Origin of the sequence: Microcoleus sp. bin48.metabat.b7b8b9.023 (assembly GCF_013299185.1) — a bacterium.
In the GTDB taxonomy this organism is placed as follows: domain Bacteria; phylum Cyanobacteriota; class Cyanobacteriia; order Cyanobacteriales; family Microcoleaceae; genus Microcoleus.
In genome coordinates this window covers 1-25,669 of record NZ_JAAFKG010000039.1, presented here as the reverse complement: position 1 = coordinate 25,669, position 25,669 = coordinate 1, and the positions used below count along the sequence as shown (strand labels likewise).

The following is a 25,669-nucleotide window of genomic DNA, read 5'->3' as shown; positions in this document are numbered from 1 at the left end:
GAGTGAAAAATATGACTCAATTCGATCGCCCTTTAAGCTACCCCACAACCCGCAAAGCCGAGCAAACAGACGATTACCACGGCGTCCAAGTATCCGACCCCTACAGGTGGCTGGAAGACCCGGATTCAGAGGAAACTCAAGCCTGGGTGGAAGCTCAAAACGCAGTCACTTTCGGCTACCTCAGCCAAATTCCGGCGCGGGAAAAAATCAAACAGCGCCTGACTAAACTGTGGGATTACGAGAAATACGGCATACCTTTTAAACAGGGCGATCGCTATTTTTACTACAAGAATGACGGTCTGCAAAATCAATCCGTACTCTACACTTTAACATCTCTCGACGGCGAACCAAAAGTATTAATTGACCCGAACACTCTCTCAGAAGACGGAACCGTTGCTCTCGGCGGCATAGCTCTCAGCGAAGACGGCCAACTTATGGCCTACGGTTTGTCAATTTCTGGCTCGGATTGGCAGGAATGGAAAGTTCGCGATGTGGAAACTGGGGAAGATTTATCAGACAATTTAAAATGGCTGAAATTCTCAGGTGCAGCCTGGACTCACGACGGTAAAGGTTTTTTTTACAGCCGCTACGATGAACCCAACGAAAAAACCAAACTCGAAGATGTTAACTATTACCAAAAGCTATTCTATCACAAGCTCGGCACTCCGCAATCTGAAGATGTATTAATTTGCGATCGCCCTGACCAAAAAGAATGGGGATTTAGCGGTGGTGTTACGGAAGACGGCAAGTATTTGATTATATCAGTCTGGCTCGGCACTGACCCGCAAAACCTGATTTTTTACAAGGATTTAACCGCGCCGGAATCAAGCATTGTCGAACTCATTAACAAATTCGAGGCTGAGTACAGTTTCATTGATAATGAAGGCTCATTGTTCTGGTTTCAAACCGACTTGAATGCACCGCTGGGCCGCGTAATTGCGATCGACACTAACAACCCTCCTCCCTCATCCCTCGCTGCCGATGACAGTCAAGGGAAATTCACCGAAATCATCCCCGAAGCAGCCGAAACCCTCGGAGGCATTGGCCTTCTCAACAATCAATTTGTCGCTTCTTACCTGAAAGACGCCTACACTCAGATTAAAATCTTCAACTTAGATGGCTCTTTTGCGCGAGAAGTAGCCTTGCCGGGAATTGGTTCTGCAGGAGGTTTTGGCGGCAAGCGGCACGACACCGAAACCTTTTATGCTTACACCAGCTTCACGACTCCGAACACAATCTACCGTTACAATATGCTGACGGATGAAAGTAGCGTTTATCGGCAGCCAAAGGTTGATTTTAATCCAGAGGATTACGAGACAAAACAAATATTTTATCCCAGCAAAGACGGTACGCAAGTACCGATGTTTGTCACGCACAAAAAAGGCTTGCAGCTAGATGGCAATAACCCCACTTATCTGTATGGTTATGGTGGTTTTTCTATCTCGCTGACTCCAAGTTTTTCTCTTAGCAGGCTGGTTTGGTTGGAGATGGGCGGAGTTTATGTGACAGCTTGTTTGCGGGGTGGTGGCGAGTACGGCGAATCGTGGCACCAAGCTGGGACAAAGTTGAACAAACAAAATGTGTTTGATGACTTTATCAGCGCTGCGGAATGGTTGATCGAGAATAAGTATACCAAACCTGCTAAATTGGCGATCGCAGGTGGTAGCAACGGCGGCTTATTGGTGGGGGCTTGCATGACTCAGCGGCCAGAATTGTTCGGTGCAGCATTGCCCGCCGTCGGCGTCCTAGATATGTTGCGCTTCCACAAATTTACCATTGGTCATGCTTGGGTTCCTGAATATGGTTCGTCGGAAAATTCCGCAGAATTTCGGGCGATTCACGCCTATTCTCCGCTGCACAATCTGAAAGCGGGAACTGCTTATCCGGCGACAATGATTACAACTGCGGATCATGACGATAGAGTGGTTCCAGCCCACAGTTTCAAGTTTGCTTCGGCTTTGCAAGCAACGCACGCAGGCGAAAAACCGGTGTTAATTCGCATCGAAACAAAAGCGGGACATGGGGGTGGCAAACCTACCGCTAAAGTCATTGAAGAATTGGCAGATGAATGGGCTTTTTTGGTGCGCGAACTAGATATTAACGTTTAACCAGCGCGGGATTGGGTGCGCCTATTCCCTAGGCGCGCACCCGCACTCCTCTCTTCAACTGCTGGTGAACACCACTTACCTGATGGTATGATCTGACACATCTTTTGCTGCTAACCTGGTGTTCAATGTGGAAATCGTGCGATCGTTTCATGGCCTGTGGCTGCGGAGATCGATCGCTACAGCATAAATTAGTGTAACTTGTCAACTCCCACTTGTCTTAATTTGCCTGACATTCTGTAACTTTTTGTATGGTTTAGCCTTGGTTCTGAGCTTTTTAGAGATGAAACCCTATTAAGTAAAGTTCGTGGCAATGTCAACTCCCACAAGTAGTAAATCCAAGCTACAATCAAAAAATTTTCTAATTCTCGGAAACGTTTTTTTCAGTGGATTTACGGTCAAAATTTCAGAAAAAATTACACTCCCAACTGTACTGAGAAGCATCCCGTTACCGGAATCACTGCCTTTTTGTCAGCAATACGTAAGTAAGTGCCGATCGCAATCTCAAGGTTCTGGGATAACTTATTTTCAAAAAAAAAATACTTGACTGGCGCAATCAAAACCAGATAATGCTTGCATATCTAAGGGTGTAGTGATTTATTACCTAGGCCAATGCGCGAAGGTGATACAGCATTCTCTATCCAATCCTTCCCTCACATCTTAACTTCAACAAAACACGTAAGTGTTTAATTTATTTCGTAAATATAATTTACAGTAAATTTATATTTCCGTGTATATCGAATGTTCTCAAAGGGGGTAGCTTAAAACTAAGTAACTAAATCAGCGAACTATGAAAACGAGCCCCAATACGTCGAATGTGTCAGCCGTAAAAATACGCAAATCTACTAATATTACCACTACCAACAACTTATTTTTTAAGCCAGCAAACTCTACAGCGTATCTAGAATCGAAAACATATCTAGTCGTTGTTGACTCCCGAGTAGAAAACTACGAGGAATTGATCCGTGGAGTCAAACCCGGAAGCGAAGTATTGGTGCTCGATCCAACCAGAGATGCGATCGCACAAATCACCGAATTTTTGGGGCATTACCACAGCATCAACAGCCTGCACGTAGTTTCTCACGGCCGAGAAGCAGCAGTAGAAATCGGTCGGACAGAACTGAATATTGATAACCTAGAAACCTACAGCAGTCAATTGCAGCAGTGGGGAAAAGCCCTTAACAAACCCGGTAGCATTTTACTTTATGGATGTAACGTAGCTGTCGGCGAATCGGGCATTAAATTCATACAAAAACTCAGCGAATTAACTGGAGCAAATATTGCTGCTTCTAACAACTTAACTGGGAGTGCGGCACTAGGCGGCGACTGGGAATTAGAAATTACCACAGGACAAATCGATGCCGAACTAGCCTTTAAACCAGAAGTCTTAAAAACCTACAATCATGTCCTCGGAACATTAGTTACCGAAAGCTTTCAAAATCCCACAGCATTAGGGCCTTGGATCTACGGAACTAGCGGCGGTGCACTGGAACCGGGATTAACCGCAGGTAGCGGCCCCGGCATCATTCCCAGTTTAGGGCTGGGCGATCCTCCGGGCAGTGGCGCTTTAAGATTAACATCGAATGCGAACAACCAAGCAGCTTTTGTCATCTACAACAACCCAATTTCTTCGACTGACGGCATCAGAGTTGCCTTTGATTTATTTGCCTATGACGGCACCGGTGCCGACGGCATTAGTTTCTTCTTAATTGACGGGGCTGCTACACCAACTCAAGCAGGTGGATTCGGCGGTTCTCTCGGTTATGCTCCCAACAACAGTTCTGGTATACCGGGGATTGTCGGAGGTTATTTAGGTGTTGGATTTGACGAATATGGCAATTTTTCAGATCCGAGTGAAGGGCGTTTAGGTGGCCCGGGATCGATACCTGATGCGGTAGGAATTAGAGGCAGCCAAACCGGAGAATATAAGTTTTTAACTAACAATGTAATTCCCGGCGGCATAGATAATCCTACCGTTACCGATCGCACTCTTGCCAGAAAAAGAGTTCAAATTACTTTACAACCGTCTACTCCCACAATACCCAGCCGTTTTTTCGTTAACATCGACTTAAACGGCGACAACTTATTTAACGGCCCGGGCGAAAGTGCGATCGACATCCCAAATTTGGCTGCTATAAATGGCACAATTCCGCCGACTTTCAAATTTGGTTTTGCTAGTTCGACAGGATCGGCGACAAACATTCACGAAATTCGCAATCTCAGCGTTGAGACTGTGACAGAACCTACAATCTCCGCCGACATTGCCACGGTTAAAACTGGCCCCGCATTTGCCCTACCCAACAGCAGTATTACTTACACCATTACTTCCACCAATAACGGGCCGAGCAGCGCTACCAACGTCCTGATTCAAGATCCCCTGCCTCCGGGCTTAACTTTCAGCAGCGCCGATAATGGTGGGATTTTTAACCCGACAACGCGGAGTGTCAGTTGGCCAGTGATTTCGACTCTGGCTAACGGTGCCAGCGTTACCCGCAGTATTACCGTGACTGCACCTGCCACAATCGGATCGGTAACTAACCTGGCATTTAGCAGCAGCAGCACTTTCGATCCCAACCTGATTAACAACAGCGGTGAAGGGGCAGTATCTAAAGCTACAACTGCGATCGTAGCGGCTACAGCCGACATCATCACCTCAAAAACAGGCCCGACAACAGCCGTGGCTGGATCGACAGTCACCTATACAATTACCTCACAAAACAGCGGGCCGAGCAGCGCTACCAACGTCACGGTAACAGATGCTTTGCCGGCAGGTTTAACCGGAGTGACAGCCTCCGACGGAGGCAGTTACAATCCTGCCACAGGTGTTGTCACTTTCCCGGCGATCGCAACTTTGGGCATCGGTGCCGCTAACGCCGTCAGCCGCACAGTCAGCTTCAGTACCCCAAATACCGGCACTGTCATCGACATTGCCAGGAGTACAGCCGAAACTCCCGATCCCAATAGTGCCAACAACAACGGCACGGCTGCGATCGCTCAAGTCAGCACCACGATAACAAGCAGCGCCGACGTAGTTACCACCAAAACTGGCCCGGCATCTGTCACGCCCGGAGCCACTGCCACTTATACCATCACCGCCCAAAATGCCGGCCCTTCGTCTGCCGCCAACGTTTCCATCACCGATACCCTGCCTGTGGGCTTAACCGGAGTGACAGCCTCCAACGGTGGCACTTACAACCCTGCCACAGGTATTGTCACCTGGACGGCGATCGCAAGTTTGGCAAGCGGGGCAGCCAACGCCGTCACCCGCACTGTCAGCTTTCCAGCGCCCGCGGGCGGCACAGTCGCCAACACCGCCAGAAGCACCTCCGACACCCCCGATCCCAATACTGCCAACAACAACGGCACGGCTGCAAACGCGCAAGTCACCACCACCATCACTGCCAGCGCCGACGTAGTTACCACCAAAGCAGGCCCGGCATCGATCGCCCCGGGAGCCACTGCCACTTATACCATCACCGCCCAAAACGCCGGCCCTTCCAGCGCCACCAACGTCGTCATCACCGATACTCTGCCTCTGGGGTTAACGGGAGTGACAGCTTCCAACGGTGGCAGTTACAACCCTGCCACAGGTGTTGTCACTTTCCCGGCGATCGCAAGTTTGGCAAGCGGGGCAGCCAACGCCATCACCCGCACTGTCAGCGTTGTTGCTCCTGCCAGCGGTAGCGTTGTCAACACTGCCAGAAGCACTGCCGCCACCGCCGACCCCAACAGTGACAACAACAACGGTACCGCTGCGAACGCTCAAGTGACAACTGCGATCGTTCCCGCGAACCAACCTCCGGTAGCCAATAACGCCAACAGCGCGATCGCACCCAGCAGCACCGTTTTACTGACCGGATTGGGAGGCACAGATCCCGACGGGACGATCGCCTCCTTCACCATCAACACCCTACCGCCAGCAGCCCAAGGAACCCTGTTTCTGGGCAATCCCGCGTCTGGGGGAATTGCCGTCACAGCGGGTCAAACTCTCACACCCACTCAAATCAATCAATTATTTTTCCAAGCGACCAACTCCTTTGCCGGAGCGAACTTCACCTACAGCGCTACCGACAATCTCGGCCTCACGAGTCCCGGCACCGCTACCGTCTCTGCGGTACTGCCGACACCCAACAAACCTCCTGTAGCCAACAACGCCAACATCAGCCTACCTCCGAACAGCACAGCCAACATTGTCGGACTCGGAGCAACCGACCCCGACGGAACGATCGCCTCCTACACAATCAACACCCTGCCGACAGTCGCTCAAGGGGTGCTATTTTTAGGCAATCCCGCCTCTGGGGGAATTGCCGTCACCGCAGGTCAAATTCTCACGCCCGCTCAAATCAATCAATTATTTTTCCAATCTACAGGCACTTTTACCGCAGCCAACTTCAGCTACAGCGCCACCGACAATCAAGGCGCTACCACCCCCGCCAGCGCTAGCGTTGCCGCCGCCATTCCAGTACCATCGCCAACACCCGCACCGGTCAACAAACCTCCGGTTGCCAATCCTGTCAACAGCAGCCAGCAGCCCAGCAGCACCGCTTTATTGACCGGATTGGGAGGCACGGACTCCGACGGGACGATCGCCTCTTTTACGATTAACACCGTGCCACCTGTCTCTCAAGGGCAGCTATTTTTAGGCAATCCCGCCAGCGGAGGCGTAGCGGTGACACCAGGCCAAGTTCTGACTCCGGCACAGATTCAGCAACTATTTTTCCAAGCCACAGGAAGTTTTACGGGAACCAACTTCAGCTATACCGCCACTGACAATGGCGGTGCCACCAATGCTGCTACCGCAACTGTAGCGGCTATCCCCCTGCCGTTGCCAACACCGACTCCTGCACCAGTGCCAACACCAACTCCTGCACCAGTGCCAACACCGACTCCTGCACCAGTGCCAACACCAACTCCTGCACCAGTGCCAACACCAACTCCTGCACCAGTGCCAACACCGACTCCTGCACCAGTGCCCCCTCCCAACCAGCCACCAGTTGCCACAAATGTCAACTTCACTGTTCCCCCCAACACCAGCCCGCGAGTTCCGGGATTGGGAGGAACTGACCCCGACGGGACGATCGTCTCTTTCACTATCAACAGCCTGCCACCAGCAGACCAAGGACAGGTATTTTTAGGAGATCCGGCCAACGGAGGCGTTCGACTCACACCCGGTCAAGTTCTGACTCCGGCACAGATTCAACAAATATTTTTCCAAACGACGGGCAGCTTTACGGGAGCCAATTTTACCTACAGCGCCACCGACAATCAAGGCGCCACCAGTCCCGCCAATGCTACAGTTACCGCTTTGGTTCCGGTGCCGAACCAACCGCCAGTTGCCACAAATGTCAACTTCAGCACCCCGCCCAACAGTAGCAGGTTAGTCACGGGATTGGGCGGAACCGACCCCGACGGGACGATCGCCTCTTACACGATCGACACTTTGCCACCGGCCAACCAAGCAGTTCTATTTTTAGGAGATCCGGCAAACGGTGGCATTCGCGTCACACCCGGCCAAGTTCTGACTCCCGCACAGCTTCAGCAAATATTTTTGCAAACGACTGCCAACTTTACAGGAGCGAATTTCAACTACAGCGCTACGGACGATCGCGGTGCTACCAGTCCCGCTAATGCTACAGTTGCTGCCATAGCTCCAGCTCCGGCACCGACTCCAACTCCAACTCCGACTCCGGCGCCAATTGTTCTCAACCAACCTCCAGTTGGCATAAATGTCAACTTCAACATTCCGCCCAACAACAGCGTGCGGGTTCCAGGATTGGGAGGAATTGACCCCGACGGGACGATCGCCTCTTTCACAATCAACACTTTGCCACCGGCCAACCAAGGAACACTGTTTTTAGGAGATCCTGCTAACGGTGGCATAGCGATCGCACCCGGTGAAATTCTCACTCCCGAACAGATTCAGCAACTATTTTTCCAAACGACGGGCGACTTTACGGGAGCCAATTTCACCTACAGCGCCACCGACAACCGCGGCCTGATTAGTCCCGGCACCGCTACTGTTGCTGCGATTCGCCCGACGACCAACTTACCGCCATTGGTGAACAATGCTAACTTCAGCATTGCTCCGGGCCGCAGCGCCCAGGTTCCGGGATTGGGAGGCAGCGACCCCGACGGGTCGATCGCCTCTTACACCATTAACACCCTGCCCCCAGCCAACCAAGGAGTTCTATTTTTAGGAGATCCAGCCAACGGCGGCGTTCGCGTCACACCCGGCCAAGTTCTAACTCCGGCACAAATTGAGCAATTATTTTTCCAAACCACAGGAAGTTTTACGGGAGCCACTTTCAGCTACAGCGCTACAGACGATCGCGGCGGTATCAGTCCCGCTACCGCTACTGTGGCTGCAATCTTGGGGCCGGTGGTGCCAACACCAACCCCAATATCAAATCCGATCGCCGAACCAGATACCGACTGTCTGTGCGAACCCATCGCAGACAAACCAGGAATTAACTTTGCACCGCCGCCACCAGCACCCGGAGTTCGATTTGTCCGACCAACTTCGCAACTGGGAGAGGGACAAACCACCAAAGGTACAGACGGCAATGACTCGATCGCAGACAACAAAGGCAACCAAAAAATCATCGGCTTGCGAGGCAACGATACGATTTTGGGCAAAGACGGCGCCGACGAAATTTACGGCAATGAAGGCAATGACAGGATTTTTGCAGACACTGACACGGATATTGCTTACGGCGGCGAGGGCAACGATATCATCCGTGCGGGCAAGCAGAACGACTGGATTGCAGGCGACTTAGGCTCTGACACCCTGTTTGGAGATGAAGGCGGCGATACGATTTTGGGAGATAACGGCCGCGATAACTCTAGCAGCGCTGCGGACAATGGCGATTCGATCTTCGGAGGTAACGGCGCAGACATCATTAACGGCAACGAAGGCGACGATACCATCTATGCCGGTAAAGGTAACGATCTTGCCCTTGGAGGCAAAGAAAATGACCTGATGGGGGGTCAAATCGGCAATGACACCTTGATTGGCGGCACCGGCAATGACACCTTGTTTGGCGGTTTCATCGGCAACACAGACTTCGATTCCCAGGGACGCGACTTGCTCTATGGAAGCGACGGCGACGACTTCCTCAGCGGCCAAGAAGCCAGCGATACCCTGGTTGCAGGCAAAGGTAACGATCGCGCTTACGGAGGTAAAGGCAATGACCTGATCTACGGTCAATTAGGCTCTGATACCCTCTACGGCGGTGCAGGCAACGATACTCTGCTAGGCGACAAAGGCGGTTCCAACTCAGTTAACGGTGCTAGCGAAGGAGATTTAATCTTTGGCGACAGCGGCAACGACATCATCGGAGGCGGTAACGGCAATGACACCGTGCAAGCAGGCAAAGGCAATGATTGCGTTTGGGGCGGCAAAGAGAATGACTTGATTTGGGGCGAATTAGGCTCCGATACCCTTGTCGGCGACAGCGGCGATGACACGATATACGGTGGCGCTCGCAGTCGAGCTCGAGATGTCAACGGCCGGGACTTGCTTTTTGGCAACATCGGTGCTGACGTACTCTTCGGCGATGAAGCTGACGATACTATCAGTGGCGGTGAAGGCGATGACAGCATTTACGGCGGTAAAGATAACGATCTCATTCACGGAGATCTTGGCAACGACAAGATTTACGGCGGTGACGGGGGCGATGAGCTCTGCGGTGGCGAGGGCAACGATACCATTTATGGCGATCGCTCGGATAACCGGGCTGTATCGGTGGGCGCAAACGACCAGCAAGACTGCATCAATGGCGACGCTGGCGACGATTTGCTCTACGGCAATGAAGGGGAAGATACCCTGAATGGAGATGCTGGCAGCGATACCCTAATTGGCGGTAAGGATAACGACTTGCTCAATGGGGGTGCTGGCGATGACTGGCTGTTTGGTGGCTTGGGCGACGATACTTTAATCGGAGGCATTGGGAGCGATCGATTTGTCTTGGGTGCTGACAGTGGTACTGATACTGCGATCGGTTTTGAGGCCGGTGTCGATAAGTTTATTTTGATTGGCCTGAGTTTTCAGGAGTTGCAATTGAGCACCACTCCCGAAGGTACGTTGCTGCGAGTTGCAGGAAGCGATCGGGTTTTAGCGAATCTGGTAGGGATTAATGGGGCGATCGGCTCCTCGGATTTCCTATCATCAATTATCTTGCCTTCTTAGGGTTATAATTCAATACGGTTTACTAAAAATCTGACTTGCCCAAAATGGCTATATTGCCAGAAAATCGTCAGATGAAATTCATCAAAAGCATTAAGTAAACCGTATTGAAATACAATCCACTCCATCAACAGAAGAGTTTTGAACCACAGAGGGCGCAGAGGGCGCAGAGGGCGCAGAGGCAAGAGTATTGCGAGGGTTTTGGAAAAAAACCTTTTATCCCTCCCCTCTCTGTGTTCTCTGTGTTCTCTGCGGTAAAATCTTCTTAATATCTACTTCACCTCTTTATAATCCAAAAATCGTCAGATGAAATTCATCAAAAGCGTTAAGTAAACCGTATTGGGTTATAATTGGTCGCGAAATTACCCTATTCTCATAAGAAAACGCCACAGCAACTTACAATTTCTGTGGCGTTTCGATAATTTTTAATAATCTAAAACTCGACTGTAGCAAGGTTTGTAGTAAGGACTTTAGTCCTTCTTGAATGTGGGCTAAAGTCCTCACTACAAACCAAATTCGATCTGATAGAACTCAGAAGTTTACTTGCACATGATCAAGTTTCCAGCCGAGATGAATCCGGGAACTGGGGCTGAAATCTCAACCCAATTGCGGTTTTCTCCATTCTTATCTTTGACTAACTGGAAATTCGGCACAAGCGTTACTTGACCGTTAGCAGGTACGCCGCCTTTAACTGTCGCAGTCTTTGAAGGCTCCGCACGAATAGCTAAACCTTTCGGTGCTACCCGAGGTTCTACTTGGCGGCAGAGGCTGACGGGGCCCGTTGCAGGTGCTGGTGTTGCTGCTGGCGCTGGTGTTGCTGCTGGTGCTGGTGTTGGCGCTGGCGCTGGTGCAGGTGCTGGTGCAGGTGCAGGTGCAGGTGCAGGTGCAGGTGCTGGTGCTGGTGCAGGTGCAGGTGCTGGTGCAGGTGCAGGTGCAGGTGCTGGTGCTGGTGCAGGTGCAGGTGCAGGTGCTGGTGCTGGTGCTGGTGCTGGTGCCGGTGCTGGTGCCGGTGCTTGACTAACTGTGCACGAAGCTAAATTAGCCTCATTGTTCGGGTATCCGGTAGCTATATACCCTTTTACCGGAGCGGTAATTTGAATCCAGAGGCGGCCGTCGGAGGCTTTAACAGAAGTAGCACCTTGGAACAGCGTTACCTGAGTATTCATGGCTACACCGCCAACTCTCGCGGATTTGGGATCTGGGTTCTGGCGAACTGTCAAACCTTCTTTGGGAGTTACTTTGCGGCAAAGCGTGTCAGCTTGGGCGATTTGAAAGGTGGCGCTGTCTTCAAAGGAAATTTTTTCAGCATCCTGACTGGTAGTGGATGCTGGTGAGGTGGCAACACCGATCGCCTGAGCCTGCACACTTCCGGCTACAATGGCGATCGCGCCCAGCAATGCAGCGGGTTTGTTCCAACAATTCAAGTTTTTCATCCGTTCAACTCCTCAATCTAATCAAAACCATTATCTTTATTGCTGGTCAATATAGCAAAAAAAGCGATTTGTCTTCCATGAAAATGCTGTACATAACAGAATACTGCCTGCAAGTCAATTTTTATTTGTATAAATTAATGCAGCCTAAGATTTAAGCGAGGAAAAATTAAGCTGCTTTCAACAGTTGACAGTAGACAAGTAACAGTAGACAGTTTGAGAGCGAACTCTACCCTTCCCATCCTCCCGATGAAGCAAAAAGCAAGTGTCTAGACTTGTCTAGTATTTGCATCGCAGAAGGTGAAGGAAGCGAAGGAAACAGCCAAGAGAAATACTGCTAAAGTCGATCGAGCAGGTTTGTAGTGAGGACTTTAGTCCTTCTTTTCCCAGGTTTGTAGTGAGGACTTTAGTCCTTCTTTTCCCAGGTTTGTAGTGAGAACTTTAGTCCTTCTTTTCCCAGGTTTGTAGTGAGAACTTTAGTCCTTCTTTTCCCAGGTTTGTAGTGAGAACTTTAGTCCTTCTTTTCCCAGGTTTGTAGTGAGGACTTTAGTCCTTCTTTTCCCAGGTTTGTAGTGAGAACTTTAGTCCTTCTTTTCCCAGGTTTGTAGTGAGGACTTTAGTCCTTCTTTTCCCAGGTTTGTAGTGAGGACTTTAGTCCTTCTTTTCCCAGGTTTGTAGTGAGAACTTTAGTCCTTCTTTTCCCAGGTTTGTAGTGAGGACTTTAGTCCTTCTTTTCCCGAGGACTTTAGTCATCATTACAAACCAACATGACCGCGATCTATCTCTTTGGATAGGATATTAGATTTTTTAGCTTTCTCTCCTCGATCGAAACTCAAAACATCGATCTACATTAACCAAAACCCTACAGTCATAGTAAAACCCAGGGCGGTTTTATTGTCGTCAAACAAATTAGGTACGTAGTTGCGCTTCAGCGCTCTTTGCTAATCTTATAAAGAGCGCTGAAGCGCAACAACGTACCTTCAGAGTAAAACCGACCTCAAGCCACTACTTAAAACTGCCGCAAAAATCGTAAATCGCTAGCATAAACCCGGCGAATGTCGTCAATTTCATAAAGTACCATAGCGAAACGCTCCACCCCAAAACCGGCTGCAAACCCAGTATACTTTTCTGGATCTAAACCGACTCCTTTAAGAACATTAGGATCTACTGCACCGCAGCCCAAAACTTCCAGCCATTTGCCGTTCCACTGCAAATCAACTTCAGCAGAAGGTTCTGTAAACGGAAAGTAACTCGTGCGGAAACGAATCGGCAAATCTTGCCCGAACATTTGGCGCAAAAACTCTTTAATTGTGCCTTTCAAGTCAGTAAATGTCAGATTTTCACCAATAGCTAAAAGTTCAATTTGGTGGAAAACTGCCGCGTGAGTAGCATCAACAGTATCGCGGCGGTAAACGCGGCCGGGAGAGACAATCCGAATCGGCGGTTTGTGCTGTTCCATGTAGCGAATTTGCACCGATGATGTCTGAGTCCGCAGCAAGTCGCCACCTGGCAGGTAAAATGTATCTTGCATATCCCGCGCCGGGTGGTCGGGTGGAGTGTTGAGCGCCTCGAAGTTGTAATAATCTGTTTCCATTTCCGGGCCGTTGGCGACGGTGTAGCCGAGGCCGACAAAAATATCGAGAGCGCGGTCTATGACGGCGTTTAAGGGGTGAATTCGACCTTGAGGGGGAAAAATCCCCGGCATGGTAACGTCAAGGGTTTCTGAGGCTAATTTGGCCTGGATTTGGGCGGTTTGGAGGGCGGCGCGCTTGTCTTCTAAGTCGGCTTGTAGGGCTTCTTTTACAGTATTGGCGATCGCGCCTACTTTGGGCCGCTGGTCTGCCGAAAGTTTGCCCATCATGCCTAAAATTTGAGAGAGTTGGCCTTTTTTGCCTAGGTAGCCAAGGCGCAACTGTTCGAGTTGTTCGAGGGTATTCGCAGTTGCGATCGCACTTTTGGACTCTTGGCCCAGGGTTTCTAGTTGAGTTTCAATGTCGCTGAGCTGGACAGTCATTTTGATTTTAGATTTTAGATTTTAGATTTTAGATTGATGGCAGTTTTGGGCCAAGCTGAGTGTAGCGCAATTTTGGATCGACTGACTTGTAGATTTTAGATTTTAGATTGATGGCTGCTTAATATGTAATTAGGTAATAGATAATTGCAGGTGAAACCGATCGCCATACTTGAATCTAGTTTAAGATTATTATCAGGCCTCTAACAATTTCAATGAAACTTTTAATTAGCAACGACGACGGCATCTTTGCACAAGGCATCCACAGCCTCGCCAACGCTCTCGCCGCCGCCGGCCACTCTGTGAGCGTTGTTTGTCCCGACAGAGAGCGCTCCGCTACCGGACACGGCCTCACATTGCACCAACCCATTCGCGCCGAAATTATCGAATCTGTTTTCGATCCCGCCGTCAAAGCTTGGGCTTGCTCGGGTACTCCCGCCGACTGCGTCAAACTAGCTTTGTGGGCTTTAGTTGACAAACCGCCCGATTTTGTCCTTTCCGGCGTCAACCACGGGCCGAATTTAGGCACCGACATCATCTGTTCGGGGACGGTTTCGGCTGCAATGGAAGGAATTATGGAAGGCATTCCCAGCATTGCTTTCAGCCTCGCCAGCTATACTTCGCAGGAATTTGGGCCGGCGGTAGATTTTGCTGTCACCTTGCTACGACAGTTGGAAAAACAGCCAATGCCCAAACCGACACTGTTGAATGTCAACATACCAGCAGTCTCACAAGCAGAAATTACCGGAGTTGCGATCGCCCGTCAAGGCATTCGCCGCTATTTCGACATATTTCAAAAGCGCACTGATCCGCGCGGCAAAACTTATTATTGGCTGGCTGGGGAATTGTTAGAAGATGTGGAAGAAACCTCCGAATCGGCAGTGTGGCATGATATTCCTACAGACGTACAAGCTATTCGCGACAATAAAATTACCGTTACTCCCCTGCAATACAATCTCACCTGTGTTCCCGATTTGCACTCGTTGCGAGATTGGCAATTTGAAAGTTTTCCCAAGCAGTGAGCTCCGATCGACCCGATCGCCGCTGTAAACTAGGAATTAAGGATAAAGTGCCTCTTTAGGTATAGCCTTTCTCAAAAAGATGAGGTATAACAGACAGTTTGCAAAACCAGTAAACTCAGAGGGCTAAAGCCCAACAACGTACCTCATCTTTCTGATAACCGCTATATATGCCCTAGGCGTTAACGCAGGCTCTCAATTGGTTGTTGGTTTTTTACTCAAGAAAAGCAGTTATGAACGCTCCCACCTATAACACTCATTCTGTCACTTGCCCGATTTGCAACCGTTCCAGCGTCGTGGGCCCAGTCGGAATGGTCAGCGGACTATTCACCTGTCCCCACTGCCATTCTCATATGGTAATTAGCTGGAGCGGCCATTTTGTCCGCGATCCTTTTAGTCTCAAACAACTGACGGTGGGAAAGATGCTCAGGCGCGAGAGCAGGCCGTTAGCTCGCCTTCAGCGCGACTTTGGGCTGGGCAAGCATTTTCCGCTACTGGCAATTTTGGGAAGCGTGGTATTTTTGGGATGTGCGATCGCAGCTACAGAACAATCGCTACCCCGACAGAGTTCATTTCAAGGATTTTTAGAGTGGGTGAGCGGAACTGGCAATTCCCAAGATGTCTCACCTTAACATTTCAACATAAATTGTGACAGATATTGCTTGTAAATATCTATTCCTTTAGGTAGAGATAGCGATAGAAGACTTACTGATTCCGACTTCTGGAAACTGGGTTTTTACTGTTTTCATGGGCTTTCATTCAGTTGACAGTTGACAGTTGACAGTTGACAGTTGACAGCAACCTCTACCTGGAAGGAAGAGGATTTGAGTAATGAACCGTCTGATTTTAATTTATCCCTAAAACCCAGAGGCTTTCAACCAATTATTTCTGGTAACGAAGTTTTTTTGTGAAAAACCCGGTTTCTGATTAGGTGTGCCTAAGTTATAGCAGTTTGAACTTATACCGATTCCCAGAAGTATGCCTACTTTTAAGAATTGGTAATTTTTCGTTTTTTTAATCTACTTATACTCAGGCTGCGGACTGAAGTCCGCACTACGAACGAATCTTACTGCGGTTAATTGAGTGAGCCGGCACGATATGATTCCATAAATCTTGGATTGATAAATCAACCGCAGATAAACGCAGATAATCTCAAGAGAGGAGAGTGCTTGAATGCAATCTTTTTAATTGAGCAATTAACTGAGAAATTCCGCAATTTTTCTAACTGCTGCTTCCAAAATTTCAGGTGACTCAACTAAGGCAAATCGCACGTAGCCTTCTCCTGATTTCCCGAAACCGGCGCCGGGGGAAGCTGCGACTCCTGTACTCTGTACTAGCTGAGTGCAAAATTTCACCGAATCCGAGGCCCAAGGTGCTGGTAGTTTCGCCCAAACGTACATCGTGGCGGGGGGTACGGGTACTTCCCAGCCGATCGCCCTTAGCGCACTTACAAAGACATCCCGGCGCTTTCTGAAGGTTTCGACGCTGGTGGTGACGGTATCTTGAGGCCCCGTTAATGCCGCGCTCGCTCCGTTCAAAATCCCTAGATATTGGTTGAAGTCTACTGCGGCTTTTACTTGTCGCAGGGCTGTAATTAGTTCGGGATTGCCGATCGCATATCCAACTCGAAAGCCTCCCATACTGTAGGATTTTGATAGGGTGAAAAACTCGATCGCCACACTCTTATCTCTATCCGCCTGAAAAATCGACGGCGCCATCAATTTACGAGAGGGCGGGCACGCACCATCCACCGCCCCTAGGGAATCGTCAAACACCAAATCCACATAGGGGAAATCGTGCACTAAAACGAGATCGTGTTGGCGACAAAAATTCACTGCTTTCTCAAAAAATGCCAGCGGGGCGATCGCAGTTGTAGGATTGTGAGGATAGCTCAAAACCATCATCTTCGACTGAGCCAAGACGGGCATCGGAATATCTTCAAAGACTGGCAAAAACTGATTTTCTGCTAATATAGGCATCGGGTAAATTTGACCGCCCGCCAAATAGACACCGCCTGCGTGGGAAGGATAGCCCGGATCGAGCAGCAAAGCAAAATCTCCGGGGTTGAGTACAGCTAAAGGCATATGCGCCGTGCCTTCTTGGGAACCAATTAACGGCAGCACTTCTGTTTCGGGATTGACTGAAATCCCAAATTTTTGTTCGTACCAAGAAGCTGCTGCTTCCCGGAAAGAGCGGGTGCCGTTAAACAGTAAATAGCCGTGGGTGCTAGGATCTGATAGGGAATTGGCGATCGCATCTGTAATGTGAGCAGCCGCAGGCAAATCGGAAGAACCCAGAGATAAGTCGATCGTATTCTGTCCGGCTGCTCTTGCTAGAGCTTTCGCCCGATCCATATCGGCAAATACATTAAATTTTAGGGGTGCTAAACGTTGGGCAAATTTCATATGGGCTACCAGTATTTTTGTGAATTGTAAATTATATTATTTTTGCGATCGGTAAAATAACGATTATCAGGTTCGTAGTGAGGACTTCAGTCCTCTGACGGATGCGGACTGAAGTCCTCACTACGAACCTATTTTTTGATTTTTGTTTTGTCTAGGATTAAATATTATCAATTATTACCAATTTAGCGGGGACAATTTGTAGAGTGAGATTGAAGGATTCAGAGTTATAATTTATTAGTTATAAATTAATAAATTAACTTATAACTAAAATTATATAACTCAAATTTATACATTCAAAACTCAAAACTTTATAAATGACCGTCTAGTAAGCCGATCAATGTTTGTTTGGTAATTGCTCCTTCGTGGGAAAGGACTACTTCGGCATTTTTAAACAGTCTGAGTGCTGGAACTCCTTCTACTTTATACTGTTTGACAGTAACAGGATTGGGGTCAATTTCCATTTTAACCACTTTTAGGTCGCTGTAGTTGGCAGCCAGCCAGTCGATCGAGGGCGCGATGAGTTTGCAAGGCCCGCACCAAGATGCCCAAAAATAGGCAAGCACTGGTTGCTCTGCTTTCAGCACTTCTGTTTCAAATTTTTCGTCGTTAATGACAATTACACTGTTGCTCATGGTTGTACGATGATTTTTCCTGATTATTTATAAAGCACGGGCGGGCGTTAAACTTGCACCAAATTAAAAGACAGGCACAAAAAACTGTTTCTAATTTTAAAACATCCTGCGAACTTATTGAGTATAAACTCAGGAATGGGGGCTAATGGCTAATTCTGTATGGCGTTTAATTCCGCTGCTGTCGGCGTCTGGTAGGGTGCAGATGGCGATCGACAAATGGCTGCTAGAAAAGCATCTAGCGGGGAAAAATCCGCCAACTCTGCGATTTTACACCTGGGCACCGGCGGCGATTTCCTTGGGCTACCACCAGCAGCGGTGGCCGGAATTTTGGCAGCAGCTATCTTGGGAGGGACAGCCTCTGGAGTTGGTGAGACGCCCCAGCGGTGGGCGCGCTGTACTCCACCAAGGAGATTTGACTTATGCAGTTGTGTCGTCGGGATTTGAGAGCAGCCGCCTGAAAGCTTATCACACTATATGCGAGTTTTTGATTGAAGGTTGGCGGGCGATCGGTGTGGATTTGCACTACGGGGAAGCTGGGCGCGGTTACATTCACAATCCCAATTGTTTTGGTACTGCGACGGGTGCAGATTTGGTGACTGTTGATGGCTGCAAGTTAATTGGTAGCGCACAATTGCGCCGTGGTGATGCTATTTTGCAGCATGGTTCGATGCGTTTGCAGCCGGATATTGGTTTGTTTACTCAGGTTTTTGGGGAGGAATTAATTCCTGTGAAATCACCTCTATCTGAAGGGGGAGATGATTTGATTGCAACTGTAATTGATGCTTTGAGTGCGGCGGCTTGTCGCTGTTTTGATATTGATTTGGAGGTGCGGCCTCTTTCGGAGGAGGAATGGGAGGAGATCTGGGAATTGACTCAAGAAAAATCTATTTGTAGATAGCTGAAAGAATTCTCTAGAATTTAATCTGTAATCTCCTACAGGTCGATGCCGTGAAATTGTCGATTTTTTTGAGGGATTGTTGGTGGCGACGCACCCTACGAATACTGTTACTAAGAGGGCTGAAGCCCAACAACGTCCGCGAATCTTTTGGGAACAGCCAAGATGGCCGTTCCACAAAAGATTTTTGGTATCATGCTTGTGGGGTGGGAGATCTTGGCAACACCCAAAAAGTTAAATTTAAATGCTGTAGAGCTTATGGTTTTGGCTCAGTTTGCACTTGGACGATCGGCTGTTTGGCAATTTTGGTCAATTTCACTGCATCTAGCAAGCTTTCCCAATCAGCATCCAGCATTGTATCCGAAGGGCGATCGCGACGAGCAGCAGCTAAATTGCTCAGAGCATCTTGCCAAATCCCATTTTCAGCATAAATAGCTGTTTTCCGGCGCGGATCTGCCTTTTCTAATTCACTGCGGATATCTGCACTGAGTTCAACTCGCAGCAAACGACCGGTTTCGAGCAGATCGGCAGATCTGTCTTCAGCCTCGCAAATCACTGTAAAATTCCAAGTGTATTTTTTGCCTACTTCCAACGGAGGCACATTGTTGTTAGCAGGGATACTAACGCCGATTACTCCTGATAAATTAGCAACTTTGAGAGTCTGTTTATAAATCTGGTTGCCGCTTGGATCTAGTAGGATAAATTCTGCTGATTCTGCCTTTGTTGGAGGCAAGTAGAAAAAGAATGTTGGATATTCGGAAACAGTCCGTGCGATTTTATTTTCAGGGACTAAGCCTGTGAGATTTATGGGATTAAGCCCGCTGTTGCGACAGTTACCGCGCGTCTGTCTGCCCGCTCGGGGGGGCGATTGCTCCATATCTTCACGGGGCTGAGCGAAGCGCGGCCCTCCCGGTACAGTATTGCGCGGCTGGCCCACATTATCTGGCGTTGGCTGTCCCAGACTTGCAAATTGGCAAGCATTAAATGCTCCTATCAACAATATGGAACTAAAGGCGAGGGATTTTAGTGTAAATTTAGTCATTTTTTTTCTAGGATTTGCATGATGTTTGCAAGATATCTTGTCTATTTTTACTTGGACGATCTTTCTCCTCCCAAGACGCGATAGACATTAACTTTTTGCTCCCTGCCTTTTAAAGGTAAAGCTCCCCAAGATTCTACCTCAAATTTTCCTTGAATGTGCACTAAGGTTTCTTCGGCAATTAAAATGCGGCAGGTGTCCTCTTGCCGATGTTTTTCACAGCTTTCCAGGCGAGAAGCGATATTGACACTATCACCGATTACTCCATATTCTAAACGGGTTTTGCCTCCCAAACTGCCCACCATTATCGGCCCTGTAAAAATTCCGACTCGCATTTTTGCCGACGGCAAACCGCGATCGATCCAACTTTGATTCAGGGCTGGTAACCACGCACTTATAGCTAGGGCGCAAGATACCGCAAGGCGAGCATCTTCGGCAATTTCTTCGAGAGTTGTGCGGGGGATAGGAACACCAAATACAGCCAGCATTCCATCTCCGGTAAATTTATTAATCACCCCTTGATGTTTTTGCACTTCCTCGGCCATTGCTGATAAATATTCATTTAACCAAGGCATTACTACTTCTGGGGATAATTTTTCGGAAATAGTGCTAAAACCCTGCAAGTCAGTCACGATCATTGTAGCAGTTAGTCTTTGCCCCGGCAATAGGCCCGACTGGAGGAGATGGACGCGCTCTTTCCACAGGGCATTGGCGATCGCCGGTGAGGTTTGCTGTCCTAATAATTTCATCACAATTTCTTGCTGCTGCTTTGACTGCTGGTACTTGTAGGTGATGATAACTCCTGGGGCGATCGCAAATGCTAGTGTTGGTGAGGCCAGTGATATCCACCCCTGTTGAGTAAATAGAAAAAATGTGAATCCCCACAATATGCCGCCAAGGGCGATCGCGCTGAGTATGGAATTGAGCGTATTTTCTAGCCGCCAAGCTAAACAGCCGCCAACTGCTCCCCAAACAGCTATCCACAGCATTTCTTGCCATTCATCCCAAAACCAAAATAGATTTTTGCCATCTAAAACTGCGTTAACAATTTGGCTAGTTGCCGCTGCATGAATAAAGACTCCCGGCATCATGCGGTTGTCGCTAGCAGTGGCGCTGTAAGGGGTAGAAAAGACATCTTTTGTAGTTGGGGCTGTAACCCCGATTATCACTATTTTATCCTTCACCAATTCGGGGTCTAGTTTTCCCTCCAAAACTTGAGTGAGTGTCACGGTTTTTGCGGTATTTTCAGGAGAGCGGTAATTGAGCAAGATTTGATAGCCTCCAGTGTCAATTGTCTGATAACCTCCTGAGTCCGATCGCAGTCGCGAAAAAACTGTGTTTCCTGCTTTTATTTCTTGATCTTTTGTGAGTGTTGCAGGAATTTTTTTACTGTCAATATATTTGAAAGCCAGCCGGAGCGCAAATGAGCTGAGAGTCGATTGTCCGTTGGAACGATAGATCAAGCTCCGGCGAATTATGCCGTCTGGATCGATTACTAAATCGTTAAATCCTATCCGTGCTTTGGGTATGTTGGGAGGTGGTAGAGCGCGATCGTACTCTGATTTGCCGATGAAAGTAATCGGGATGACTTTGGGGTTTGTGAATTGAGCTGCCAATTCTGCGTTTCCTGGTTCGTAGGGGATATCGCGGATTATATCCAGACCAATAGCGACGGGTTCGAGACTCGCTATGGAGGCGATCGCACGAGCTAAAACTCCATCAGAGATTGGCCATTTCTTAAAATGATGAATGTCCTTTTCTGTGACTGTCACTACCAGCAACCTCGGATCGGGGCCTGCATCGGGGCGCAACTGTACCATCAAGTCAAAAGCCTTCAATTCCAAGGGCTGCAACCAACCTAAATGTCGCACTCCTAAGAGAGTTCCTGTCACGACAATGCAGGTGACGGCAAGAGGTTGTAAATCAGCGAAGGGTAAGGAAAAACTTAACTTTTTCCAACTCCAACGTTTCTCTCCCAATTGATGAAATATCTTAAAAAAATTGGGCATAAGAATTTTTGTTTTAACCATCTTGGACAAAAAAGTGTGCTATATTAGGTGGTCATAATTAACAGAACAATACCGTGGGTCATAAGTTCCTGACAGCAAGGAAATTAGCTTTTTAGGTTGAGTTTATTTATGCACGCCTATTTACACCTGAAATTGTGACTAATCTGGATTATTGATGCCCCATTTTAAATTAATTTTCTTGTACGGTTTTAGCGATCGCACTTAACTGCAATCCCTGGGGATAACTGTTTTCTTCTTTGCTGCGCTTGATATCAGCTTCGGAAATCTTGGGTTTGAGGTATTTTGCCATAACTTTCATCACGTCGCCCCGATCGATCGTCCCTACGACTGCACCAATGGACGAAAGGACGAGGATTCGCGGGAGTTGGCGGGCTTCCATGCTGTTAATTACTTCTGCAATGGATGCTTTTTCGGAGACTGTGGGGGTTTTTTCCAGGGGTTGCAAAATGTTGTGCAAAGTCTGAATTTGCCACTGACTGCGCTCTGTGCAGCGGATATCGTCGATCGACACTAAGCCCAAATCCCGCCCGTTGGTTGCAGCGATGTAAAATGGAAACGGATTGACTTCTAGCAAATAGCGATCGGCAAATTCTCGCAAAGTCAAATTTGCATCGACAACTCGAAACTCGCGGCTCATTGCATCGGCAGCCTTAGTTTTGAGCAGCGCTTCTTGCAACGAAGTAAAGCGACTGTAGTCACTGGCATTCCGAATCGCAAACCCGCCGATCAGCGCAATCCACAAACCGCCGTACTGGCGCGCTAACAAACATAAACTGACACCGAAAGCAACAGCCAACCAACCCAAAACTTGTCCTGTTTTTGCAGCCCAACGCACGCCGACAAATCGAGAACCAGTGATTTTCCAAATTGCTGCTTTTAAAACTTGTCCTCCGTCCAAAGGCAGCCCGGGAATTAAGTTAAATAATCCCAAAACTAGATTGATTACTGCTACCTTTTCTGTAATAATGAATAGCAAACTTGTCCGGGGAAAAACTTGAGAACCCAAACCGAGGATTAAAAACAGCGCAAAGCTGACGAGGGGGCCAGCAATAGCTACTTGAAAAGCTTGACCCGGAGTTTTTGATTCAGAGTCGATCGAAGCTACTCCGCCAAATAAGAATAGAGTAATAGAATTAACTTTAATGCCTTGGGACATCGACGCCAAGCTGTGCCCTAATTCGTGCAACAGCACGGAAGCAAATAGTAGCAAAGCTATTGCGAACCCGGCACTCCAGGAGAGCGCGGATCCCCACAATCGGTAACTGCTGGCGTATTCGCGGGTTGCTAGGGCTAAAATTATAAACCACGAATAATCTATGAGTAGCGGGATGCCAAATAAAGAGCCGATTCGCCAACCTGTCTGCATGAAAGTTTCCTGGGAAAGGAGAGCAAGAATAAATGTCTATTATATCTTTTATGACTCTTGCCTTTCCCGAACCGTGATTTTTAAAGCACTCCGGCGTTACCCAAGCCCAAGATTACTCCTGCCCCGAGCAAGTGGCCCAAGCTGGTTGTGGCCAGCAATTCTGGGATGCCGAAGCCTTTGAACATTCCAGGGACTGCAACGGGTAAAGCTGGGCCCTTGCCTCGGTTTTGTTTGTTGATGCCGTAGTAGCCGATCGCGATCGCCAGCAAGTTGCATATAATCATTGTCAGTCCTACCATTGGTGTCCATTCCGGCGTTGAGGGAGTGGTAGCTTGTACGGCTAACAGCAAAGATGAGTTAATCATGTTTATATGCTCCTGATTTCACAGATTATTTGATTTAGAAAATTATAAAAATTATTTTGCATTAAACTAAGATTTGTTTTAATAGTTAACAATTCGTTTATATTTTGATACAAATTCAGCACAGAGGAAAAAAAGTGCGGGTAAAAATTTGCGGAATCACTAAATTAGACCAGGGAATGGCGATCGCCCGTTTGGGAGCCCAAGCTTTGGGGTTTATCTGCGTGCCGGCTTCCCCGCGCTATGTCAGCCCCCAAACGATTCGCCTGATTGTCGAACAGTTGCCGGAAAATGTCGATCGCATCGGCGTGTTTGCAAATACCACAATCGAAAATATCTGTCAAGTAACCGCAGATTCAAATTTAAGCGGGGTGCAACTGCACGGAGATGAAACAGCGGAATATTGCGATCGGCTGCGCGAGTTTTTGCCGGGAATTGAAATTATCAAAGCTTTGAGAGTGAAGAGTCATGAAACGTTAGCCACTGCTGCAATTTACGCCCTGCGTGTCGATACTTTACTGTTGGATGCTTACCATCCAGCTCAACTTGGCGGTACTGGCAAAACTATAGATTGGATGATGTTAGCAGAGTTTAAACCAGCTTGTCCTTGGCTGCTGGCTGGCGGCTTAACACCGGATAATATTTTAAATGCGATCGATCGCGCGATCGGCAACAAATTCAGCGGTGTTGACCTTTCGAGCGGCGTAGAAATAGCGCCGGGAGATAAAGATTTAACCAAAGTTGCTCAGTTATTTGCTAATTTAAATCAACTTGCCGGTCGTGAATAATTGGCAATATAAAATCCGGGCTTATCAATTCATACTTTTGTCAGCGCCCGCCGAGGAAATGCCAGTGTAGTGGCGGTTAAAACCGCCGTTTGTGCTATTTATTTTTTTATCGGCGGAGTTCAAAAGTGCGATCGCCCTCCGGTTCTTCATCTGCCAAAACTAACTGACTAACCGCAGCACCAGTCGGGCCCCGGCGACACCAGTCAATAATCGCTTCAACAGCTTGTTTGTTACCTTCAAAGACAGCCTCGACACGGCCGTCGGGGAGATTTCTCACCCAGCCACCGAGGCGCAGATACTTGGCCTGATTCATCGTCGAATATCGGTAGCCGACTCCTTGAACTAACCCGGAAACAAAAACGCGGACTCTGACAGGCGGCGGTGATTGATTTTGCATAAAGGCGTCAACTTACTGCTAATATCATGTCCAGTCGATGACAATCAGAAAAAAGGTTCGTAGTGTGGACTTCAGTCCGCAACCAGAAAGCCGACTTTCCGGCACACAAAAAAGGTTCGTAGTGTGGACTTCAGTCCGCAGCCAAAAAGGTTCGTAGTGTGGACTTCAGTCCGCAACCAGAAAGCGGACTTTCCGGCGCACGCCCGATCCTTTACTTATTTCTGTCAATCGAACCGACATGATATAACATTTGTTTAAAAATTTTAATTATAAATTTGATTATGTTAAATTTTAGTGCGATCGCACTCTTCGATTTGCTAGCACGCCGCCTCACCCACGCTTTTTCAACTATTCCCGATTTCACCGATTGGCTGGTTGTAGCTCTGCTGGTGCTAGTCTACAGCGCGATCGCACTTCCCATCGGTTTTTCGTCCGGATTTCTGAAAGTAGACGTGCAAACCTCCCAGCCAATAATTGCCGGAGTGCTCGCAGGCTGTTTGTTAAGCCCGGGGCTGACTGAAGAAGTTTTTTTCCGCGTGTTAATGCTGCCGCACCCTTTCGAGAATGCTTCTGGGCTGATGCTGTGGTTTTGGGGATGCTCCAGTTTGCTGCTGTTTGTAGTTTACCACCCGCTCAACGCGCTGACTTTTTATCCGATCGGTCGATCGACCTTTATGAATCCCGTGTTTTTGCTACTGGCGGCTGTTTTGGGCGCAGCGTGCTCCATCGCATACCTGCAAAGCGGTTCCATCTGGACTGCGGTGGTGATTCACTGGCTGGGAGTGACAGTCTGGCTGCTGCTCTTGGGCGGTTACAGGAAGCTGTATGGGTGAATTACCCAACTCTCACCTTGCGGTAGAGAGTGGGCTTCCAGCTTCGACCGCAACAGCATCCGAGAGAACCGAGATTCTTCCGGGTTGACTTACATTGCGTCCACTGGCAGTAGCGCTGATTCCCAACGCCAAAAACCGCAAGCCTTCGTCTCTAATGTTTAGCGCTGCGTTG

The 25,669-nt window shown here is 48.5% G+C and carries 16 protein-coding genes; 7 read left to right on the top strand and 9 right to left on the bottom strand.

Going from position 1 to position 25,669, the window contains the following annotated elements:
• Positions 1–11: 11 nt before the first annotated feature.
• Positions 12–2,108, top strand: a complete 2,097-nt coding sequence (locus QZW82_RS20780) for a prolyl oligopeptidase family serine peptidase (RefSeq protein WP_293152238.1) — start codon at positions 12–14, stop codon at positions 2,106–2,108.
• A 787-nt stretch (positions 2,109–2,895) separates the two neighbouring features.
• Complete coding sequence (locus tag QZW82_RS20775; RefSeq protein WP_293152120.1) at positions 2,896–10,293, top strand: DUF4347 domain-containing protein; 7,398 nt, start codon at positions 2,896–2,898, stop codon at positions 10,291–10,293.
• Between the two features lie 536 nt (positions 10,294–10,829).
• Here the strand turns inward: QZW82_RS20775 and QZW82_RS20770 are convergent.
• Together QZW82_RS20770 and pheS are read right to left on the bottom strand one after the other, a co-directional pair.
• On the bottom strand, positions 10,830–11,723 hold the full coding sequence (locus QZW82_RS20770; protein WP_293152117.1) for an SH3 domain-containing protein: 894 nt from the start codon (positions 11,721–11,723) through the stop codon (positions 10,830–10,832).
• A 1,006-nt stretch (positions 11,724–12,729) separates the two neighbouring features.
• The gene (gene pheS / locus QZW82_RS20765) at positions 12,730–13,734 is read right to left on the bottom strand and encodes a phenylalanine--tRNA ligase subunit alpha (protein ID WP_293152114.1); all 1,005 of its coding nucleotides are present in this window, start codon (positions 13,732–13,734) and stop codon (positions 12,730–12,732) included.
• A 212-nt stretch (positions 13,735–13,946) separates the two neighbouring features.
• On the opposite strand from pheS, the gene surE reads away from it, so the two are divergent.
• Together surE and QZW82_RS20755 are read left to right on the top strand one after the other, a co-directional pair.
• Positions 13,947–14,753 carry a 5'/3'-nucleotidase SurE gene (surE, locus tag QZW82_RS20760; protein WP_293152111.1) on the top strand — a complete coding sequence of 269 codons (807 nt, stop codon included), beginning with the start codon at positions 13,947–13,949 and terminating at the stop codon, positions 14,751–14,753.
• 230 nt (positions 14,754–14,983) lie between these two features.
• A complete protein-coding gene (locus tag QZW82_RS20755) occupies positions 14,984–15,382 on the top strand; it encodes a hypothetical protein (RefSeq protein ID WP_293152109.1) in 399 nt (132 codons plus the stop codon).
• Positions 15,383–15,946: 564 nt separating this feature from the next.
• Here the strand turns inward: QZW82_RS20755 and QZW82_RS20750 are convergent.
• Positions 15,947–17,155 carry an LL-diaminopimelate aminotransferase gene (locus tag QZW82_RS20750; protein WP_293152107.1) on the bottom strand — a complete coding sequence of 403 codons (1,209 nt, stop codon included), beginning with the start codon at positions 17,153–17,155 and terminating at the stop codon, positions 15,947–15,949.
• A gap of 308 nt (positions 17,156–17,463) precedes the next feature.
• Complete coding sequence (locus QZW82_RS20745) at positions 17,464–17,787, bottom strand: thioredoxin family protein (protein WP_293152104.1); 324 nt, start codon at positions 17,785–17,787, stop codon at positions 17,464–17,466.
• Between the two features lie 145 nt (positions 17,788–17,932).
• On the opposite strand from QZW82_RS20745, the gene QZW82_RS20740 reads away from it, so the two are divergent.
• Entirely contained in the window at positions 17,933–18,685 is a 753-nt protein-coding gene (locus tag QZW82_RS20740) for a biotin/lipoate A/B protein ligase family protein (protein ID WP_293152101.1), read from the top strand.
• Between the two features lie 253 nt (positions 18,686–18,938).
• Here QZW82_RS20740 and QZW82_RS20735 read toward each other — a convergent pair whose 3' ends face one another.
• The 4 genes from QZW82_RS20735 to psaK all read right to left on the bottom strand — a co-directional run bounded on the left by QZW82_RS20735 (position 18,939) and on the right by psaK (position 23,482).
• Entirely contained in the window at positions 18,939–19,724 is a 786-nt protein-coding gene (locus QZW82_RS20735; protein ID WP_293152098.1) for a DUF928 domain-containing protein, read from the bottom strand.
• 47 nt (positions 19,725–19,771) lie between these two features.
• On the bottom strand, positions 19,772–21,730 hold the full coding sequence (locus QZW82_RS20730; protein ID WP_293152095.1) for an adenylate/guanylate cyclase domain-containing protein: 1,959 nt from the start codon (positions 21,728–21,730) through the stop codon (positions 19,772–19,774).
• 190 nt (positions 21,731–21,920) lie between these two features.
• Entirely contained in the window at positions 21,921–23,117 is a 1,197-nt protein-coding gene (locus QZW82_RS20725; protein ID WP_293152092.1) for a site-2 protease family protein, read from the bottom strand.
• 80 nt (positions 23,118–23,197) lie between these two features.
• Positions 23,198–23,482: a photosystem I reaction center subunit PsaK gene (gene psaK, locus QZW82_RS20720; protein WP_293152089.1), complete on the bottom strand. Its 285-nt coding sequence runs from the start codon at positions 23,480–23,482 to the stop codon at positions 23,198–23,200.
• Positions 23,483–23,616: 134 nt separating this feature from the next.
• Between psaK and QZW82_RS20715 the strand changes: the two genes are divergently transcribed.
• Positions 23,617–24,267: a phosphoribosylanthranilate isomerase gene (locus QZW82_RS20715; protein WP_293152086.1), complete on the top strand. Its 651-nt coding sequence runs from the start codon at positions 23,617–23,619 to the stop codon at positions 24,265–24,267.
• 106 nt (positions 24,268–24,373) lie between these two features.
• Here QZW82_RS20715 and QZW82_RS20710 read toward each other — a convergent pair whose 3' ends face one another.
• Positions 24,374–24,664 carry an acylphosphatase gene (locus QZW82_RS20710; protein ID WP_293152083.1) on the bottom strand — a complete coding sequence of 97 codons (291 nt, stop codon included), beginning with the start codon at positions 24,662–24,664 and terminating at the stop codon, positions 24,374–24,376.
• A gap of 281 nt (positions 24,665–24,945) precedes the next feature.
• Here QZW82_RS20710 and QZW82_RS20705 point away from each other — a divergent pair, with 281 nt between their 5' ends.
• Positions 24,946–25,497 carry a CPBP family glutamic-type intramembrane protease gene (locus QZW82_RS20705; protein WP_293152080.1) on the top strand — a complete coding sequence of 184 codons (552 nt, stop codon included), beginning with the start codon at positions 24,946–24,948 and terminating at the stop codon, positions 25,495–25,497.
• The last annotated feature ends 172 nt before the right edge of the window (positions 25,498–25,669 follow it).

Excerpts from the sequence above, each read along its gene's own strand:
- psaK (WP_293152089.1), bottom strand. The coding sequence starts at position 23,482 with ATGATTAACTCATCTTTGCTGTTAGCCGTACAAGCTACCACTCCCTCA.
- QZW82_RS20710 (WP_293152083.1), bottom strand. The coding sequence starts at position 24,664 with ATGCAAAATCAATCACCGCCGCCTGTCAGAGTCCGCGTTTTTGTTTCC.
- QZW82_RS20750 (WP_293152107.1), bottom strand. The coding sequence starts at position 17,155 with ATGAAATTTGCCCAACGTTTAGCACCCCTAAAATTTAATGTATTTGCC.
- QZW82_RS20775 (WP_293152120.1), top strand. The coding sequence starts at position 2,896 with ATGAAAACGAGCCCCAATACGTCGAATGTGTCAGCCGTAAAAATACGC.
- QZW82_RS20755 (WP_293152109.1), top strand. The coding sequence starts at position 14,984 with ATGAACGCTCCCACCTATAACACTCATTCTGTCACTTGCCCGATTTGC.
- pheS (WP_293152114.1), bottom strand. The coding sequence starts at position 13,734 with ATGACTGTCCAGCTCAGCGACATTGAAACTCAACTAGAAACCCTGGGC.
- QZW82_RS20735 (WP_293152098.1), bottom strand. The coding sequence starts at position 19,724 with ATGACTAAATTTACACTAAAATCCCTCGCCTTTAGTTCCATATTGTTG.
- QZW82_RS20705 (WP_293152080.1), top strand. The coding sequence starts at position 24,946 with ATGTTAAATTTTAGTGCGATCGCACTCTTCGATTTGCTAGCACGCCGC.
- surE (WP_293152111.1), top strand. The coding sequence starts at position 13,947 with ATGAAACTTTTAATTAGCAACGACGACGGCATCTTTGCACAAGGCATC.
- QZW82_RS20770 (WP_293152117.1), bottom strand. The coding sequence starts at position 11,723 with ATGAAAAACTTGAATTGTTGGAACAAACCCGCTGCATTGCTGGGCGCG.
- QZW82_RS20725 (WP_293152092.1), bottom strand. The coding sequence starts at position 23,117 with ATGCAGACAGGTTGGCGAATCGGCTCTTTATTTGGCATCCCGCTACTC.
- QZW82_RS20730 (WP_293152095.1), bottom strand. The coding sequence starts at position 21,730 with ATGCCCAATTTTTTTAAGATATTTCATCAATTGGGAGAGAAACGTTGG.
- QZW82_RS20780 (WP_293152238.1), top strand. The coding sequence starts at position 12 with ATGACTCAATTCGATCGCCCTTTAAGCTACCCCACAACCCGCAAAGCC.
- QZW82_RS20745 (WP_293152104.1), bottom strand. The coding sequence starts at position 17,787 with ATGAGCAACAGTGTAATTGTCATTAACGACGAAAAATTTGAAACAGAA.
- QZW82_RS20740 (WP_293152101.1), top strand. The coding sequence starts at position 17,933 with ATGGCTAATTCTGTATGGCGTTTAATTCCGCTGCTGTCGGCGTCTGGT.